Origin of the sequence: Rossellomorea sp. GCM10028870 (genome assembly GCF_042666755.1) — a bacterium.
Taxonomy (GTDB): domain Bacteria; phylum Bacillota; class Bacilli; order Bacillales; family Bacillaceae_B; genus Rossellomorea.
This window is the reverse complement of record NZ_JBHTGN010000002.1, coordinates 161,876-178,563: the sequence shown is the minus strand read 5'-3', so window position 1 is coordinate 178,563 and position 16,688 is coordinate 161,876. Positions and strand designations below refer to the sequence as shown.

Below are 16,688 nucleotides of genomic sequence, written 5' to 3'. Positions count from 1 at the left end.
ACAGAATGAATTCTACGCATAAGCTTACATCCGGTGATCTTCAATTCACCTTTTTAAATAGTGGCGATCTTTTTGAAATAAACCATGCATCTACCATGATCAATCAATTATTGACGAATCCCATCGACGGCTCGTTAAATAATCTTTACTTACGAATCTATCACTCATCTGAAATCGAGATTGTTCCATTAATAGGTGTTCAATCAACAAGTGAAGTCTCGTTTTCAGAATCACAGGTGAAATGGTCAGGGAACCATAAGGCTCTTCAATATGAAGTAACGTTTACATTGTCACAAACTGGGGTTTGGTTCTGGGATGTGATGGTGGATGGACAGGACGCAGAGATCGATGTCATTTATGGACAGGATTTGGGATTGGCAGATAAAGGCGGCGTCCGCTCGAATGAAGCCTATATGTCCCAATATGTTGATCACAAAGTATTTGAAGACAGTCAAAAAGGATTTGTCGTCTGTTCCCGTCAAAACCAGCCACAATCGAATGGTTTTCCGTATATTCAGCAAGGGTCCATTGGAAAAACGGTTGGCTATTCGACGGACGGATTCCAATTTTTCGGCTTATCCTACAAGGAAACAAACCAACCTGAAATCTTGACGAAGCCTACATTGGCAAACGAAGTCTATCAATATGAATTTGCTTATACGGCCCTGCAATCAGAGAAGGTCCGATTATCAGGACAAGAACATTTTGTCTTCTACGGTCTGTTTAGAGAAAACCATTCTGAAGCGATCACGACGTTAGAATATCAACAAGAAGTAGAACATGCATGGATTGAAGTGCAGCAGCTTAAGGAAAATTTCAGTGCTCCAATTGAAAAAGTGATTCTATCACCTGAAATTGGCGAACCTCTTCAAACGGAAGAGATGTCCAAAGAAGAAATTGATGGTCTATTTACTGAGCGTCATACGGAAGAATGGGATGGCGACCGTTTGCTTTCCTTCTTCACAGACACGCACGAACATGTCGTGTTAAAAGAAAAAGAATGGGTTGTTGAACGCCCTCATGGACACATCCTCATGTCTGGGGGAAATCATGAGCTGAAGGAAGGGACCATTACAACCACTTCCTTCATGTATGGAGTATTCAACTCCCAACTGGTGATTGGAAATACATCGTTCAACAAGATGTTAACGAATACCCGGAATCATTTAAACGTCATGAAAACGTCCGGTCAACGCATTTATGTTGAGATTGAAGGAGTGTATCGTTTACTAACCATGCCTTCCTTATATGAATTAGGCTTCAACTATGCGCGCTGGTATTACAAGACACAGGATGACACAATCATCATCACAAATTATACGACGGTTGATACACCTGAAGTCCGGCTGCACGTACGATCTAAAAACGGAAAACAGAACCGTTATCTTGTTTCGAATCAGGTTACAATGAACAACAATGAATATGAAGTCCCTTATAAGCTTGAAAAAAATGGGGATATCCTCTCCATTTCAGCTGATTCTCAATCTGAAAGCAGCGAAGCGTACCCTCATCTTTGTTATAGAATAAAGGTCGATGGGGCTGACATGAGCGTGGAGAACGAGGAAAGATTGGGTCGGAATGTAGAAGTGGGAAGTGCATCACTTTGTGTACTCGACCTAACCGCGACATCAGAATGGACCATAACCATTCAAGGTCTTCTTCACGGGGAAGATAGAGAATTCGAAGAGCCTGATATGAACAGTGAAATTGAGCGCTATCGAGAGTACTATCATCTAGTTATGAGTGGATTCAAGCTTTCTCAACATGGGGAGATTCCAAGTGAACTGGCCAAAGTCAATTCCTTAGCATGGTGGTACACCCACAACATGCTTGTACATTTTTCCGTACCACATGGACTGGAGCAATACGGCGGAGCGGCTTGGGGAACCCGGGATGTGTGCCAGGGCCCGACGGAATACTTCATGGCGACTCACAACTACCAAAGTGTGAAAGATATCATCAAAACCGTCTATTCCCATCAATATGAAGACAACGGCAATTGGCCGCAATGGTTCATGTTTGACCGTTACTTCAAGATTCAGCAGGATGATAGCCACGGAGATATCATTGTTTGGCCATTAAAGGTTGTCGGTGACTATATCGCAGCGACCAATGATTACAACATTCTGGAAGAAGAAATCCCTTATACGACCCGGGACGGCTTTGGTTTTTCAGAGGAAAAAGCGACGCTATTACATCATATTCATAAAGAAATCGACTATATTAAAGAACATTTCTTATATGACACATATCTTTCGTCATACGGTGATGGAGATTGGGATGATACACTTCAACCGGCAAACCCCCAGCTGAAAAAATTCATGGCGAGCAGCTGGACAGTAGCCCTTACCTATCAGGTATTGAATCGATTGTCTAATGTACTTGAGGGAGTCCGGAATGAAGAAGCTTCGGAATTCAAGGCACTTGCATCAGGAATTCAGAATGATTATAATCGCTATATTTTACAAAATGATGTGATACCAGGCTTTGTATACATGGAAGATCCGGCACATGCAGAATTAATGCTTCACCCGACGGACACGAAAACGGGCATAGAGTATCGACTTCTGCCGATGAACCGCAGTATCATTTCTGAATTATTCACTCCGGAACAAGCAGAAGCCCATTACAAATTGGTGAAGGAACACCTCTATTGTCCAGACGGGGTCCGATTGATGAACCGCCCTGCAAACTACAAAGGTGGAGTAAGCACACACTTCAAACGAGCAGAACAAGCAGCCAATTTCGGCCGGGAAATCGGTCTGCAATATGTTCACGCCCATATTCGCTTTGTAGAAGCCATGGCGAAGCTCGGAAATACGGAGGAAGTGTGGAAAGGACTTGAAATCATCAATCCGGTCGGGTTGACAGAAGTCGTTCCAAACGCTGAAAGAAGACAAAGTAACGCATACTTCAGCAGCTCCGACGGTAAATTCAATACAAGATACGAGGCGCAAGAACGGTTCAACGAGCTGCGCGCAGGGACCGTACCGGTAAAAGGCGGCTGGAGAATCTATTCAAGCGGACCTGGAATCTACATGAACCAATTAATATCCAACTGCCTGGGCATCCGTCAAGAAGCGGAAGATTTGATCATTGATCCCGTTTTACCAGAGAAATTTGACGGATTGACCTTTGATTTCAAATTTATGAATCGTCCAGTTACATTCACTTATCACATGGGAGAAAAGAGCGGCCACATTGTGGTTAATGGTGAAAAAGTGGATACTGAAGAGGTATCTAATCGATATCGTTCGGGTGGTATGAGGATTAAACGAGAGGTACTTGAGGGTCTATTGAGTGAGGAAAGTAATCGAATTGAAGTGTTTATGTAAGATGAAATAATAGAGGAGCAAGCGCATATGGCGTTTGCTCCTTTTTTTCTGTATACAGGTTTGTAGCGGAGTCCTCTCTCTTTTTTGATAGGAAAGGGAAACTTTATCATGAGGAAACAACATATTTGTATTATCTGGTGAAAACAAGATCCTAATCGCTTCCCAGGGTCTCTTCTTTATTCCGGGAAAGCTTTTGATAGAAAAACTTAATTAGTAGAATGATGGCTGCGAATCCAATGTACATGAGGAAAAAAACAATATATCCCCATAAACCAATAATGGCATCAATGAATTCCATCTGCCCGCGGTTGGTGATTGCTTGCTGAATTTCAATTGCAAAGACCAATACAAACATGAAGGTCAATGTATAGAAGAAAGCAAGTGCGGTGATTCCGAATTTAAGCTTCGATAGAATCTTAGACACAATGTATACAAAAAAGAACACGGAGATCCCGATGATCCCCATAATCCAAAAATGCAGATCTTTATCAGTAAGAGTGAAACCGAGATCACTCGTTATCCCTATTAACATGTCGTGGAGGTTGTTAATGATCTCCACAATAAACGTAATGCCTTCTTTCATAGTATCCACTCACTTCTTTATGGAATTCAGTACTTTACGAGTATAACAGGAATGTAGATTTCGTGTTAGATGGTAAATAAGGGTGGTTTTCTGGAGGGATGAGGCTTGGGGATGCTCGAAATTGATAATAATTGAGATTCTTCTCAATTTTAATCGCGATTCAACGAATAACCGACAAAATTCGTATTGTTTCGATTAGGGAGAGGGAGCGAAATACTGGACTTGTCATTATATCAGCGAAATCGCCTAGTTTATCAGCGGAATTATCAATATATCAGCGAAATTTCAAATATATCAGCGAACGTACATTCAAGAGGGGGTATCGACCAACTCCCCGGTACTTGTAATCTCCTGTTGAATCGATGAGCGATACATTTAACGGCAAAATTCTCAATATAACGGCGAAATCCTGATTTTAACGGCGATATTTTCAATATAACGGCGAAATCCAAAATTTAACGGCGAAATCACAAATCGTGAAATTATGAGCGATGATCAGCTGTGAATCCAATGAAATGTAACATGCACCACCAACATCAAAAAAATATTTTTAAAAAACTGTAGGGATTCACCATTTTCTTTCGTCTATTAGTATGAGACCACAAGAAAGGGGGAGAGAGGTTGGTGGATCCGCTAATTGAAAAGGCGAAGAATGGCAGTGAGCATGCGTTTCGGATGTTGATCGAAATGCATAAGCAGTATGTTTTTAAATGCATCTTCGGGGTTCTGAGAAATCAGAAAGATGCTGAAGATGCATCACAGGAAGTATGGATGAAGATTTACACCTCTCTCCCTCAGTACGGGCATCAAGGGTTTAAGACATGGATGACGAGAATTGCGGTGAACCATGCCATTGATTGTAAGCGAAGGCAGGCAAGACAGGAGGAAGAGCTGGTCGACGAGCTCCCTGTAAAAGAGTCAGAGGACGCTATAGAAAGACGATTACTAAGAAAAGAACAAAAGCAGCTCGTGTTGAGGCATTTAGAAGAAGTTCCCGAATCGTACAGAGAAGTGATTGAAGGGTTCTACATAAAAGAAAAGTCCTATCAGGAGCTTGCAAATGAACAGCATGTGCAGGTGAAAACGATTGAAACAAAGCTGTACCGGGCAAGGCTATGGATGAGGAAGCATTGGAAGGAGGAGGATTTCATATGAGCCATATTGCGTTGGAAGAATGGAAGAATTACGCCAGAGAAGAAATGGATGATAATAAGCGAACCGAATACGAGGAGCATCTATACAGTTGCGATCAATGCATGAGTCTTTATATGGAAGCAATCGAGGCGGTTCAGGATGAGCTTCCTTCCATTGAAGGTCCGTCCCTCTATACAGAACAGGTGATGGAGCGAATTCCGGTTGAAAGGGATCCCGTGATGAGGCCGGTCAAAAAACAGTGGTATGAGGAAAAGGTGTTTCATTATGTGCTGGCTACGGCGATGACGCTGATTTTGATGGCATCTGGTATTTTTGGTGAACTAACGAAAATCACGACTGATTTTGAAAAAAATCAACAGCCTTCGTTTACAGAAAATATTTTAAATAAAACAACGGCTTTACTGGATAGTGTTGAAGAAATTGAAGAACAGGAGGCAGAGTAAGATGGATAAAAAGAAGAATCCGATCATTGCGTTTTTGTTGGCTTTTATACCCGGTGTGGGATTAATGTATTTAGGGAAGGTTTTTAGAGGGGTCCTGTTTATACTCGTATTGATGGCGTCATTTCCTGTTGCATTCGTGGGAGCGGAAGTGTTGAACTGGGATGGTTTTGCTTTTATCACCATTGGATTTGCGTTCCTATTATATCTCATCAGTATCGTTAATACGGCACTTGTCGCATCCAGAATGTTGAAAGCGAATGAAGCATCACGAGAACCGGTGGTAGAAAGTGATTCAGGGGAGCTGAGTACCGAACGCTTCTATACCATCATCCTTTCCATGATCCCAGGTCTCGGTCATTTCCAACTGGGACTGATGAACCGGGGTGTCACATTTTTGGCAACGTTCCTCGGAGTGGCTGCGATGATCCTGTTTGTAACAGCGATGACGGGGAGAGGGGAGTTTATGGTATTCCTGATCGTTCTACCTGTCGTATGGGTATACAACTTCTTCGATACCATGCAATTATTGAATAAAAAACAGGCTGGTGAAGTGCTGACGGATCGGTCTGTGTTGGAAGACCTGGAAGCCCAGCATGAAGGCGGGAGGAAGAGTAAGGCATTCGCCACATTTTTATCGATGTTTCCTGGAGCGGGACATCTGTACCTTGGATATCAACGACGGGGCATTCAGCTAATGGCGGTGTTCTTGTTCTCCATCTATATATTGGACGTCCTTCGGTTGGGGATTTTTCTATTCTTAGTTCCGATCATCTGGTTCTACAGCTTCTTTGATGGATTGCAACGGGCTTCTAAGCACGGAAAGGAACCTCTAGAAGATACGCCGATCGTGTCTTACTTAATCAATCAGCAGAAGTGGGTGGGAATCGGATTGATGCTGCTTGGGGTCTACTACTTGGCAACGAACATCCTTATGCCCCTATCACTACCGTTTTTAGAGACGTATGGAATTGATCTTTATCATGTGATGTATAACTATATCCAGCCGGGGATTGTTTGCCTTCTTCTTATAGGGGGAGGAATTAAATTGGTGGCGGGAAGTAAAAAAGCCCATTCAAAAGAGGAGGTATCAGAATGAGAACTTGGAGAGTCGGATCTATATCAATGGGGGCATCCCTTTTGTTCCTGGGAATTTTCCTGCTGTTTTCACAGTTGTTAAAATGGGATTCAGCCTATGTATTGGCAGGTTGGTGGCCGGTGCTGTTGATCGTATTAGGGGCAGAAATCTTAGTATACTTGTATCTATCCAGGCAGGAAAAACCGATATTACAATATGATTTTTTAAGTATTATCTTTGTGGCTGTCATTGGGACGCTGGGAATCGGATTTACCGTTCTGCAGGCAACAGGATTGATGGAACAGATGCAAGCGTTCTTTGATTCTGAAGTGAAAACAGCGGACCTTCCATCTTATAACCATCAGGTTGGTGATGATGTGAAGCGGATTGTCGTTGATTCCAGTTACTATCCGATAACGATTGAAACCGTTACAGATAAAGAAGTGAGTGTGTTTGGTACGTATCGAGGAACCTTCTCGGGAGATCGGCCATTCTTTTCGAAGCCTGAAGATTATTTACTGACAACACAAAAAGGAGACACATTATTTATCACCCTAAAGGGTCTTCCTGAGTCCAATGGATGGAGACAATCTGGTCAGGAAATGCAGGCTACACTCGTCGTTCCGGCATCAAAGTCCTTGGAAATCTCCAGTAACTATAACGACGTCACATTAAAGCCGCGAACCCTTTCAAGCTCATGGGAAGTATCAAGCTCAGGAATGGTCAACCTGGTTCTTCCTTCATCCGAAGATTTGACCATCAATGCCGAAAATGTAGGGGACATACAGGGGGAGGACGCCGAGTGGCAATTTCTAGAACAAGCAAATGTACCTGAATCAGAAGAAGAAGGAATAGAAGACGAAGGCATCCCAAACAAATCCGCCACCCTCAAACTGGGAACCGGACAACACCCCATCACCATCTCCCATTCCGATCAAGTAAATGTATCGATCCAGAACTGAGGGACGGACCTCCAAATCTTCCATCATTCCACTTGAAAATCAATTGGAATAGAGCTGATTTGGAGGTTTTTCTTTAGTGATCTAACGTGATGAGGGACGGACCTCATCACTTATCCTCCGCCAACTTTTTTCGATCAGCAGACTGAGGTGGTTCTTCCAGCCAACCGTTATCGATCATGATGTCCGCGCCACTTTTACCTAATTCAGCGACCTCGAGTATGAGTCTGAAATAATTCGATACCAGGTCAGCTCTCATACTTGCTGCTGCAGCTGTACCATAGTTCCCCATCCCGGCATTGCTTATCAGGGTGGTGTGGAACATCATCAATTTATCTGAAAAAGCAGCGGTGGTTGAAGCTTTGACATTGGTATCCCAAGACATGGGAGCCTGCATATCGTTATTGATCAGTGCATCACTGAAGATATTGAGGTGCTTTTGAGCAATTTCCTGTGTCCTGGTCATGAATTTTCTTACTTCCTTTGATTGCGCCATTTGAGCGAAGCTTGTAGCAATCATGCTCCCGAGTAAATTGGTTTCCGTGTTAAGGAAGAGATGGGAGATTTCAATGGCATTCAGCGGCCGTCTATTGACAAATGGATTCAGGCTGGAGCTCATATATGATTTTTCCTTGATAAACTCAACCTTTTCAGGATAATCAATATATGGAGGTCTGACTAATATTCCTTTTTCTTTTCCAGTTTCCGTCGTTTTTTTGTAGAGGTCACCAGAAAACTGAAGGGCTTGTTGAAAGAACTCAAGAATGTCTTCTCTCACGGTCAGGGCAAGGGCTCCACTATAGGTAATCATTCCAACCTTGGCCATTTGCCGTAGATACATCAAGAAAAAGGTGTCGCCATAAATGGACGGGGCATCAGGGAATACGTCCTTTTCCTTTGAAAATCCAACAGGGATAGGGATTTGTTCTTCTTTGAAAATGCTTGAGATGAATTCAATGTGCAGTTCAGATTTTTCTTGTGCTAAGCGAAGAATGGATGCTGTATCGGGATCCTGATTTTTTGCAATAAAATATTCAAATACACAAAGGGCCAAAGTGTCGCTTTGATAGGTGGACCAAAGAGTGGCCATTTCAGCTGAGGTTAAATTTGTTTTGGGATGAAGTGACATGTATACGCCTCCTACTGTTCAGTGAATGTATACATTAGTATGGATTTGTCTTTAAAGAATTATTTATGGTGGTGGTATTGGTGGTTTTTAGAATACATTCCCATGAGATATGTCAATAATGAAGACATTATAAGAATGTCTGGGATGATGTTTATGCTATTGATGTGGATAACAATCTTTGCCCTGAATGGTTTAGTTTATATGGTAAGAAAAAGGCTTTCAATCATCGCGATGTACGTCACCTCTTTGTTTTCGGTTTATTTAGCTTTATTTGCAGATTCCATTTTGGGTGGAATGTTCAAGTTATATTCCTATTTCGAAGCAGGGGTGGACTGGATTGATTTTGTAGGTGCAATTGGCATTTACCCAGCGATTAATATCCTGTTTCTAGCTTTATTTCCTGCAAAGAAGAATGTGATCGTCAAGGGGATGTACATACTGGGCTGGTCACTATTTGCGTTAAGTTATGAGTTTTTTGCCGCCCACTATTCTTCCTTCTTTCAATACAGTGGCTGGAGATTGATATACTCGGTTCCGATTTATCCTATTTTGTTTCTGATCTTGTTATTTAATTTTCGATTCGTTGATAAATTGCGCGATGTAAAGACAACGTACTTTCATTTGTCCCCACTGGAGTGGTACGGAAGCTTATTCTTCATTCTATATATGAATTTGTTTATAGATGCCGTATTGAAGGGGAAATATGAGCTATATTATTATGTTGTGAAAGATGTACATCCGGTTGATTTCTTTTATCGGTGGATAGTGGTATGTGTTCCACTTTTGATTTTTCTGAGCAGGCAATCGAAACATCCCACTCTATGGAGATACCTTGTTTGGATTGCAGTCCTAAGTGTGATTCAACAATGCACGGCAGCACTCAACCTCTTTCACACCAACAATTGGAACCTGTCTCTCTCCATCATCCAATTTGCGATTATCCTCCTCCTATCTTGGCTGAACCTGCGTATCCTCCGGTATATGAAGCGAGGGACGGACCTCTAAGCCAGGTGTTAGCTTGGATTATACTTGTTGGAGGTCCGTCCCTCAAACCATATCTTCCCATCCTCAGTTGTTTGTGGTAAGATGGTAATAATTTATGAGAAATGGGGGTTTTCCTTTTGATTTTAATCAGACTACGCATCCGCAATTTGAACGCTTAATTGAATATGTTCAAAGGCTCTGCCTGTGTGCAGGGTAAATGGGATCGGTCTGACTATTTTTAAAGGAATTCTTCATTGGACGTTGAATGAAGGAAAGGGAGGCTAATTGGCTCCTCTTTCTTGTTTTCTTAAAGAATAGAATTGAATATTTGCCGAGTGGTGCCATATTGTGTGTTTTCTTGGGAAAACGCCAGGGGAAAATGCGGTCTTCTTCATGCGCCAGCGGTTTATTCAAATCCATTTACAAAAAGCACAGGCAGGGGCCTGTGCTTTTTTCTGTACCTACTAAAAGATAGGAAGTGACGAAGTAATGGAAGAACGTTTAAAAGCAATCGCCATAGGCGTTAATACAAAGGATAAGAATAATGACTTCGAATATTCGATGCTTGAGTTGAATGGATTGGCAGAAGCTAGGCATATTGATGTAGTCGGTGAACTGACTCAAAACCTGCCCCGACCGAATCATGTTCATTATATTGGTAAGGGGAAAATTGAAGAGCTCCTGCCACTCATTGAAGAATGGGGAGCGGAGGTGCTTATTTCCAATGATGAGCTGTCTCCTTCGCAAATTCGTGTCCTTGAGGAGAAACTCGATATTCGGGTCATGGACCGGACGATGTTGATTCTCGATATCTTCGCAGAACGTGCGAAAACCCGGGAAGCGCAACTTCAAGTGGAGGTAGCTCAGCTGCAATATATGCTGCCGCGTTTGATTGGACGCCGTGAGTCATTAGGCCGTCAAGGAGGAGGATCTGGACTCGCAAATCGTGGTGCGGGTGAAACGAAGCTCGAGCTAGATCGACGCCGAATTGAAGAGAAAATCACAACGTTGAATAAAGAGCTTGATTCGCTTGTTGATTTGCGTAGCACACAACGTAAGCAGCGTAGAAAGAGTGAAATTCCCGTCGTATCCCTCGTCGGATACACAAATGCAGGGAAATCGACGACTATGAACGCTTTCGTAGAAAAGTTCCATCCAAACGAGAACAAGCAAGTGTTTGAAAAGGATATGCTATTCGCGACCCTTGAAACCTCGGTGAGGAATATCACCTTACCGGACAAAAAGGCATTTCTCCTGACAGATACGGTTGGGTTCGTTAACAAACTGCCCCATCAGCTGGTCAAGGCGTTCCGTTCTACTCTTGAAGAAGTCGTGGAGGCCGATCTCATCATTCATGTTGTCGATTATTCCGATCCTCACTACGAGAAATTGATGAAGGTGACTGATCGAACCCTTGAAGAACTGGGGATAGGTGATATACCCGTCATCTACGCGTTTAACAAAGCCGAACTGATGGGAGAAGAGATACCCAGAGTGGAAAAGGACCGCATTTATTTTTCCGCAAAAAATAGACTCGGGATCGACGAGCTGCTTCAAGTGGTGAGAAGTTATATTTTTAAGGACTATAAACGCTGTCAAATGCTGATCCCATTTGATAAAGGACATTTGATTTCTTATTTTAATGAGAATGCGAATGTGTTAGAAACCGAGTATGAAGAAAATGGAACGATAATGACCCTTGAGTGCAAGGTAAGTGACTTTGAAAAATATCAACAGTTTGTCATTCAAGAATAACCAGGAAAAACAGGACCTTTTCTAATCACAAGGTCCTGTTTTATTTTATTTCATATAAAGCTACCAGATTTAAGATGAGACCGGAATTCTGGTGCACCTACTCATCCCTTTTAGACCTATTTATGAAAAGTTTACCACTACAAAAGGAAACAACGGCTTTCTGTTACCAGTTGTATAAGGCAGCCCTGCCGAGAGCCGATGCTTGAGAGAATATGGGCAGTGAAAATGTCTTGGAGACGCTGGACTTCGAGCAATAAAGAGGTTTACGTACATTTCAGTAATATTCTACATGTTTATTTATTTGTGGAGGGAGGTAGAAGTATAGAACTAGTCGAGAAAGGAGCATGCAGATGCCAACATTAACAGTAGGATTTCAAACTATGCCAAACGGAAAAGACGTGGATACAAATGGAATTATCCCCAAAATGATCGAAGTGGTAAAAGAATCGGGTTTAACATACGAAGTAGGGCCGATGGAAACGGTGGTCGAAGGTGAATATGATAAAATTATGAGCGTTATTAAAGAAAGCCAGGAAGTAGGGATACAACACGGAGCAACTGAGGTTTTCACCAATATCAAAATGCATTATAAATCAGACGGAGTATCTATCGCAGATAAAAAGAAGGATGTGTGAAGACCACTTTCAATTAAATATAGAGTATGATGATAAGCACCTATGTTTTGGTGCTTCTTTTTTTATAGTAAAGATTGTATACCTCTTTCATTATCTTTGGTTCAAGCGAGCAAGTTCTATTTTATACAAAGTGTATAAGTGGAGGTTATTCAATGTAAATAATTGTACCTGCTCCTCGACCTGGGCTCCTGCATAAAGTAATGCTGAGGAGGGATGCAGTATGTTTTTTCCACGACGATATCCTGTGATACCGTATGATGTTCAACAAGAATGCTATCCGTATTGGCCAGAAGTCAGAAACCATTATGAAGATGGTCTGTTGCCACATACTTATCAACAGTTCTATCCACCATACGAACAACCACGTGAGTTCACGTATTATCCACAACAGCTTAACTATTATGATCCTTATCAGGGATTCTATGACCAACCTGTCTACGAAGATCCATTTGATTGGCGGGCAAGCTGGAGAGAATGGGAGGACCTTGGTGCACCGCCGCGGGGGATGAAGGGGTCACCGGCCGTTTCTTCCTGGCAGGCGAACCGCTTGGATACGTTTGTTCGAGGTGAGAACGATAGAATGTATCACAAATGGTGGAACGGTTCCCGCTGGAGTAATTGGGAAGATCTTGGAGCTCCGCGAAGAGGTTTAAGGAGTTCGCCTGCGGCCGTGTCTTGGGGGCCGAATCGTATTGATACGTTTGTCAGAGGGAATCGGGATACACTTTGGCATAAGTGGTGGGATGGCTCGAGATGGAATGAATGGGAAGACCTTGGGGGACCACCACGTGGGTTTAAGGGAGATCCGACGGTTGCGTCATGGCAAGCAAATCGTCTCGATGTTTTCGTGCAAGGGAATGACAACAATCTCTGGCATAAATGGTGGGACGGAAGCCGATGGAGCCAATGGGAAAACCTTGGTGCTCCAAGAGGCGGCTTGAGGGATTCACCAGGTGCTGTATCCTGGGGGCCGAATCGAATCGATTGCTTTGTAAGAGGAAACAATGACCGGATGTGGCATAAGTGGTGGAATGGTTCCCGCTGGAGTAACTGGGAGGACCTGGGCTCACCGCCTAGAGGATTCGAAGGCGCTCCCGCAGCATCATCATGGGCCCCGAACCGGATCGATACCTTTGTCCGTGGTGACAACAACAATATGTGGCACAAATGGTGGAATGGTTCCCGCTGGAGTAATTGGGAAGACCTTGGAGCACCAAGAGGAGGCGTTCGTTCTTCACCGGGAGCAGTGTCCTGGGGCCGTAACCGAGTGGATGCCTTTGTAAGAGGCAGAAATGATCATATGTGGCATAAGTGGTATGCTTGATGGATGGTACCGTCCCTGTGTGTAAATAATCCGTTCTTTTTTGGAGTGCATAACCTATAAACGCCATTAAAAACGTCCTGTGAATTGTCACAGGACGTTTATTTCTATCTCATGGGTCATTCCACTTATTATTAGTGAAGGCAGAACGATTGACCGTTACTTTTAATTTTATGAACCGTTTTTCACTGGAAAAATTTCGTTCCACAAAAATAAATGAGTTCAAATTAATTCGGTTAGAGGTGGTCCACTTTCTCAGTCGGACTGCTTCACGCTAAGTACGGTGATCGTAACCAGTATAACCACCATGCCAACAATTTGAATGCCCGTCAATTGATCCCCGATAACCAGAACGCCAAATAATGAGGCTGTCACCGGCTCTACCATAGCGACCATCGAAGCATTTGCCGGAGTGGTCCATCGAATTCCAGTCACATACAATATAAAGGACAGTCCAGCCCCGAGGATCCCTAAAAGTAAAAACCATCCTATATCCCTTGACGCCAACACAGCAGCTGCTTCACCCTTATCCGTAAAGAGAAAAAGGATGAGACAAAATGAAAAAAAAGCAATGGTTAGCGTGGTGTGTGGGTTTCCGATAGAAGACGCATTTTTAAACCCGAATATAAACAAAGCATAGGAAAGGCCAGCAGCAAGTCCCGCCGCCATACCTAAAAAACTCACTGAAATCGATTCAGTATTGTAGGCACCTGTAAGCAGGATGATCCCCAAAAGAACCCCGGTAATACAGCCCCATTTAAACCAAGTAGAATCTTCTATTCGTAATAAGAAGGAGATTAATAGGACGAACACAGGTGCGGTGTACATTAAAGTAGCGGCAACCGCAACGCTTGAGGCTTCGATACTTAGAAAATAAAAAGTGAAATTTCCAGCAAAACCAACACCTGCAATTAGAGACCATATATATAAACGGGTAGAGATGCCCCGATTTTGTCTAAAGCGAAGGAGAAACCACACAAAAAAACATATAAATCCAACAACCCCCCTGTAAAGTGAGATCACAATGGGATCCCATCCCTTGTTCATTAAAACATCGGCAATCCCCCCACTAATGCCCCAGCATATAGCGGCCAGCATAACTAAACCTATACCTGCAAATTTCATCGTGTGCCTCCTAAAGATAAATTATGCTTCGAATTTTAGAGCTAACCCAGCTTGACCTTAATAACGGAAATGTAAAGACCAAGAAATCCTCTATTCGCACCTGCTTAAACATATGTAGATTAATAGAGGTGTTAATGGTGATTCCTTTTATTTTCCTTACTTAAACCTAATTTAGCTCTCATGCAATAGGAAGGGATGATTCATCTAAGGTTCCAGCACCTCAAAACGGGACGGTTTAGAGTGTAAATAGGGTTGGTTTTTTTTATATAATGAAGGAATTGGCAAAGTATATGTCCAAATGATGGGTAAGTGGGTACTCTACCAAATTGGGAAAGGAGAAATGACCATGCGTTTTAAACTCGATGAAGAAGTTTATGAAATCACGCAGGCAAAAAATGAGGATCTAAACAAGGTTTTGGAGCGGTTAGTGATGCAGCATCGAGGATACAGACAAAAAGGACGAAGCAATTACCAAAAACGATATCCCTTAAAAGAAGTTACCCATATTCACGGGAGTCACAGTAAATATGAAATCATACTACAAATATAAAACCCGGCATGATTCACACATCACGCCGGGTTTCTTTTTAACTGGCTTTCTTCCTTGGTTGAGCTTGCATCATAGGCATGTATTCATTGAAGTAATGATTCGTTTCACGAACGATGACCTTATAAAGTAAAATAAGGGCGATCAGGTTCGGAATCATCATCAAGGCGTTAGACATATCAGCGAATGCCCATACGAGTTCCAGGTTTGCAACGGCACCAAGTCCGGTTGCTAAAATGTAAATGAGTCTGTAGGAGTTTGCAAAACGATAATTTGTCAAATACTCGAAGCATTTCTCGCCGTACATATACCAGCCAACGATCGTCGAGAATCCGAAGAAGATGACGGAGAACGATACGATGTATTCCCCGACAGTACCGAGGGCGTGTCCAAATGCCGCACTCGTCAGTGCTCCGCCGTCAAGACTTGGTGCATGCTCGACACCCGATATCGCTCCTCCTGTCGGATCCCAGAAGCCTGTGATCAAGAGGACCAGCCCCGTCATCGTACAGACGACGATTGTCACAATGAACGTACCCGTCATGGCGACAAGTGCCTGTTTAACCGGATGATCGGTTTTCGCATTACCTGCAATCAATGCAGCCGTACCAAGTCCTGCCTCATTGGAGAAAATCCCACGTGAAACCCCGCTGCGGATCGCTTCACTGATAATGATCCCGGTGAAACCACCAGCTGCAGCTACAGGATTAAACGCATAATAGAAAATCATTTCAAATGCCGGAATGATCATGTCATAATTCAGTACGATGATGATCAATGAACCGCCAATGTACAGGAATGCCATGATCGGTACAAAGAAGGACGCGACGGTACTGATCCGTTGAATCCCTCCAAAGATGATCAAACCTGTCAGGACGGCTAAAACGATTCCTGTTACGAGATTGCTAATTTGAAAGCTTGATGTCATGACGTCTGCAATCGTATTGGACTGTACGCTGTTTCCGATTCCCAGGGCAGCAAATGCACCGAATAAAGCAAACGCAACAGCAAGCCACTTCCACTTGCTTCCGAGACCTTTTTCAACGTAATACATCGGTCCTCCGGAGTATTCACCGTTTTTATTTTTCACACGGTACTTCATCGCAAGCAGCGCTTCTGCGTATTTCGTCGCCATACCGAGTAGGCCGACAACCCACATCCAGAAAATGGCCCCGGGTCCGCCAATCGTCAATGCCGTCGCAACACCGGCAATGTTTCCGTTACCGATTGTCGCTGACAGAGCTGTCATCAACGTTTTGAAGTTACTGATATCTCCTTCCGATTTGTCAGCAGAAGAAGAGGGTTCTTCTTTTGTAAAAGCAAGTTTAAATGCATACAATAGCTTTCTGAACTGCAGCCCTTTAAGCATAAAAGTCAAGAAAAGGCCTGTCCCAAATAACAGTACTAAACTTGGTGTCCCCCATAAGAATGAATTAATCTTGTCTAGCACATCTAACATAGAATCCTCCTTGTCGTCTCAAGTTGTAAACGTTTTCTTTGTGAGTTTCCATCTACTATTTATATAGTATTCCGAACAATCTGTCCATAACAAAAGTCGAATTTCCAGAGATTGAGCCTTTTTTAGTAGTAGGAGGGACGGACCTCTAATCGCGAAGAACGTTAATACTACGCCATCGCTATC

14 protein-coding genes are annotated in these 16,688 nt (G+C 43.0%); 10 read left to right on the top strand and 4 right to left on the bottom strand.

Going from position 1 to position 16,688, the window contains the following annotated elements; all coding sequences use genetic code 11:
- Positions 1 to 5: 5 nt before the first annotated feature.
- The gene (locus ACFQWC_RS11760) at positions 6 to 3,335 is read left to right on the top strand and encodes a GH36-type glycosyl hydrolase domain-containing protein (protein ID WP_377107446.1); all 3,330 of its coding nucleotides are present in this window, start codon (positions 6 to 8) and stop codon (positions 3,333 to 3,335) included.
- A gap of 151 nt (positions 3,336 to 3,486) precedes the next feature.
- On the opposite strand, the gene ACFQWC_RS11755 is transcribed toward ACFQWC_RS11760, so the two are convergent.
- Positions 3,487 to 3,918 carry a hypothetical protein gene (locus tag ACFQWC_RS11755; protein WP_341357650.1) on the bottom strand — a complete coding sequence of 144 codons (432 nt, stop codon included), beginning with the start codon at positions 3,916 to 3,918 and terminating at the stop codon, positions 3,487 to 3,489.
- A gap of 624 nt (positions 3,919 to 4,542) precedes the next feature.
- Here ACFQWC_RS11755 and ACFQWC_RS11750 point away from each other — a divergent pair.
- From ACFQWC_RS11750 to ACFQWC_RS11735, 4 genes are read left to right on the top strand one after another with little or no spacing between them, the layout of a single operon-like run.
- Positions 4,543 to 5,073, top strand: coding sequence for a sigma-70 family RNA polymerase sigma factor (locus tag ACFQWC_RS11750; protein ID WP_324748414.1), 531 nt, complete (start codon positions 4,543 to 4,545; stop codon positions 5,071 to 5,073).
- Positions 5,070 to 5,516: an anti-sigma factor gene (locus ACFQWC_RS11745; RefSeq protein ID WP_377107444.1), complete on the top strand. Its 447-nt coding sequence runs from the start codon at positions 5,070 to 5,072 to the stop codon at positions 5,514 to 5,516. The genes ACFQWC_RS11750 and ACFQWC_RS11745 overlap by 4 nt, the downstream gene beginning before the upstream one ends.
- A gap of 1 nt (position 5,517) precedes the next feature.
- The gene (locus tag ACFQWC_RS11740) at positions 5,518 to 6,612 is read left to right on the top strand and encodes a hypothetical protein (protein WP_377107442.1); all 1,095 of its coding nucleotides are present in this window, start codon (positions 5,518 to 5,520) and stop codon (positions 6,610 to 6,612) included.
- Positions 6,609 to 7,553, top strand: coding sequence for a hypothetical protein (locus ACFQWC_RS11735; protein ID WP_377107440.1), 945 nt, complete (start codon positions 6,609 to 6,611; stop codon positions 7,551 to 7,553). The genes ACFQWC_RS11740 and ACFQWC_RS11735 overlap by 4 nt, the downstream gene beginning before the upstream one ends.
- A gap of 106 nt (positions 7,554 to 7,659) precedes the next feature.
- On the opposite strand, the gene ACFQWC_RS11730 is transcribed toward ACFQWC_RS11735, so the two are convergent.
- On the bottom strand, positions 7,660 to 8,679 hold the full coding sequence (locus tag ACFQWC_RS11730) for a DUF3231 family protein (protein ID WP_299744636.1): 1,020 nt from the start codon (positions 8,677 to 8,679) through the stop codon (positions 7,660 to 7,662).
- Positions 8,680 to 8,832: 153 nt separating this feature from the next.
- Here ACFQWC_RS11730 and ACFQWC_RS11725 point away from each other — a divergent pair, with 153 nt between their 5' ends.
- From ACFQWC_RS11725 to ACFQWC_RS11710, 4 genes are all read left to right on the top strand, one after another.
- Entirely contained in the window at positions 8,833 to 9,684 is an 852-nt protein-coding gene (locus ACFQWC_RS11725) for a CBO0543 family protein (RefSeq protein WP_299744639.1), read from the top strand.
- A gap of 468 nt (positions 9,685 to 10,152) precedes the next feature.
- Positions 10,153 to 11,418, top strand: a complete 1,266-nt coding sequence (gene hflX / locus ACFQWC_RS11720) for a GTPase HflX (protein ID WP_299744642.1) — start codon at positions 10,153 to 10,155, stop codon at positions 11,416 to 11,418.
- Between the two features lie 350 nt (positions 11,419 to 11,768).
- The gene (locus ACFQWC_RS11715; protein WP_299744645.1) at positions 11,769 to 12,053 is read left to right on the top strand and encodes a thiamine-binding protein; all 285 of its coding nucleotides are present in this window, start codon (positions 11,769 to 11,771) and stop codon (positions 12,051 to 12,053) included.
- A 220-nt stretch (positions 12,054 to 12,273) separates the two neighbouring features.
- Positions 12,274 to 13,377 (top strand): PLL family lectin, encoded by a 1,104-nt coding sequence (locus ACFQWC_RS11710; protein ID WP_341357651.1) that lies wholly within the window; start codon positions 12,274 to 12,276, stop codon positions 13,375 to 13,377.
- 252 nt (positions 13,378 to 13,629) lie between these two features.
- Here ACFQWC_RS11710 and ACFQWC_RS11705 read toward each other — a convergent pair whose 3' ends face one another.
- The gene (locus tag ACFQWC_RS11705) at positions 13,630 to 14,499 is read right to left on the bottom strand and encodes a DMT family transporter (RefSeq protein ID WP_377107437.1); all 870 of its coding nucleotides are present in this window, start codon (positions 14,497 to 14,499) and stop codon (positions 13,630 to 13,632) included.
- Between the two features lie 346 nt (positions 14,500 to 14,845).
- Here ACFQWC_RS11705 and ACFQWC_RS11700 point away from each other — a divergent pair, with 346 nt between their 5' ends.
- Positions 14,846 to 15,049: a hypothetical protein gene (locus ACFQWC_RS11700; RefSeq protein ID WP_299744653.1), complete on the top strand. Its 204-nt coding sequence runs from the start codon at positions 14,846 to 14,848 to the stop codon at positions 15,047 to 15,049.
- Positions 15,050 to 15,086: 37 nt separating this feature from the next.
- On the opposite strand, the gene ACFQWC_RS11695 is transcribed toward ACFQWC_RS11700, so the two are convergent.
- The gene (locus ACFQWC_RS11695) at positions 15,087 to 16,505 is read right to left on the bottom strand and encodes an alanine/glycine:cation symporter family protein (protein WP_299744656.1); all 1,419 of its coding nucleotides are present in this window, start codon (positions 16,503 to 16,505) and stop codon (positions 15,087 to 15,089) included.
- Between the last annotated feature and the right edge of the window lie 183 nt (positions 16,506 to 16,688).

Coding starts and splice junctions, on each gene's coding strand:
- ACFQWC_RS11715 (WP_299744645.1), top strand. CDS start 11,769: ATGCCAACATTAACAGTAGGATTTCAAACTATGCCAAACGGAAAAGAC.
- ACFQWC_RS11760 (WP_377107446.1), top strand. CDS start 6: ATGAATTCTACGCATAAGCTTACATCCGGTGATCTTCAATTCACCTTT.
- hflX (WP_299744642.1), top strand. CDS start 10,153: ATGGAAGAACGTTTAAAAGCAATCGCCATAGGCGTTAATACAAAGGAT.
- ACFQWC_RS11725 (WP_299744639.1), top strand. CDS start 8,833: ATGCTATTGATGTGGATAACAATCTTTGCCCTGAATGGTTTAGTTTAT.
- ACFQWC_RS11710 (WP_341357651.1), top strand. CDS start 12,274: ATGTTTTTTCCACGACGATATCCTGTGATACCGTATGATGTTCAACAA.
- ACFQWC_RS11705 (WP_377107437.1), bottom strand. CDS start 14,499: ATGAAATTTGCAGGTATAGGTTTAGTTATGCTGGCCGCTATATGCTGG.
- ACFQWC_RS11700 (WP_299744653.1), top strand. CDS start 14,846: ATGCGTTTTAAACTCGATGAAGAAGTTTATGAAATCACGCAGGCAAAA.
- ACFQWC_RS11755 (WP_341357650.1), bottom strand. CDS start 3,918: ATGAAAGAAGGCATTACGTTTATTGTGGAGATCATTAACAACCTCCAC.
- ACFQWC_RS11745 (WP_377107444.1), top strand. CDS start 5,070: ATGAGCCATATTGCGTTGGAAGAATGGAAGAATTACGCCAGAGAAGAA.
- ACFQWC_RS11730 (WP_299744636.1), bottom strand. CDS start 8,679: ATGTCACTTCATCCCAAAACAAATTTAACCTCAGCTGAAATGGCCACT.
- ACFQWC_RS11735 (WP_377107440.1), top strand. CDS start 6,609: ATGAGAACTTGGAGAGTCGGATCTATATCAATGGGGGCATCCCTTTTG.
- ACFQWC_RS11695 (WP_299744656.1), bottom strand. CDS start 16,505: ATGTTAGATGTGCTAGACAAGATTAATTCATTCTTATGGGGGACACCA.
- ACFQWC_RS11740 (WP_377107442.1), top strand. CDS start 5,518: ATGGATAAAAAGAAGAATCCGATCATTGCGTTTTTGTTGGCTTTTATA.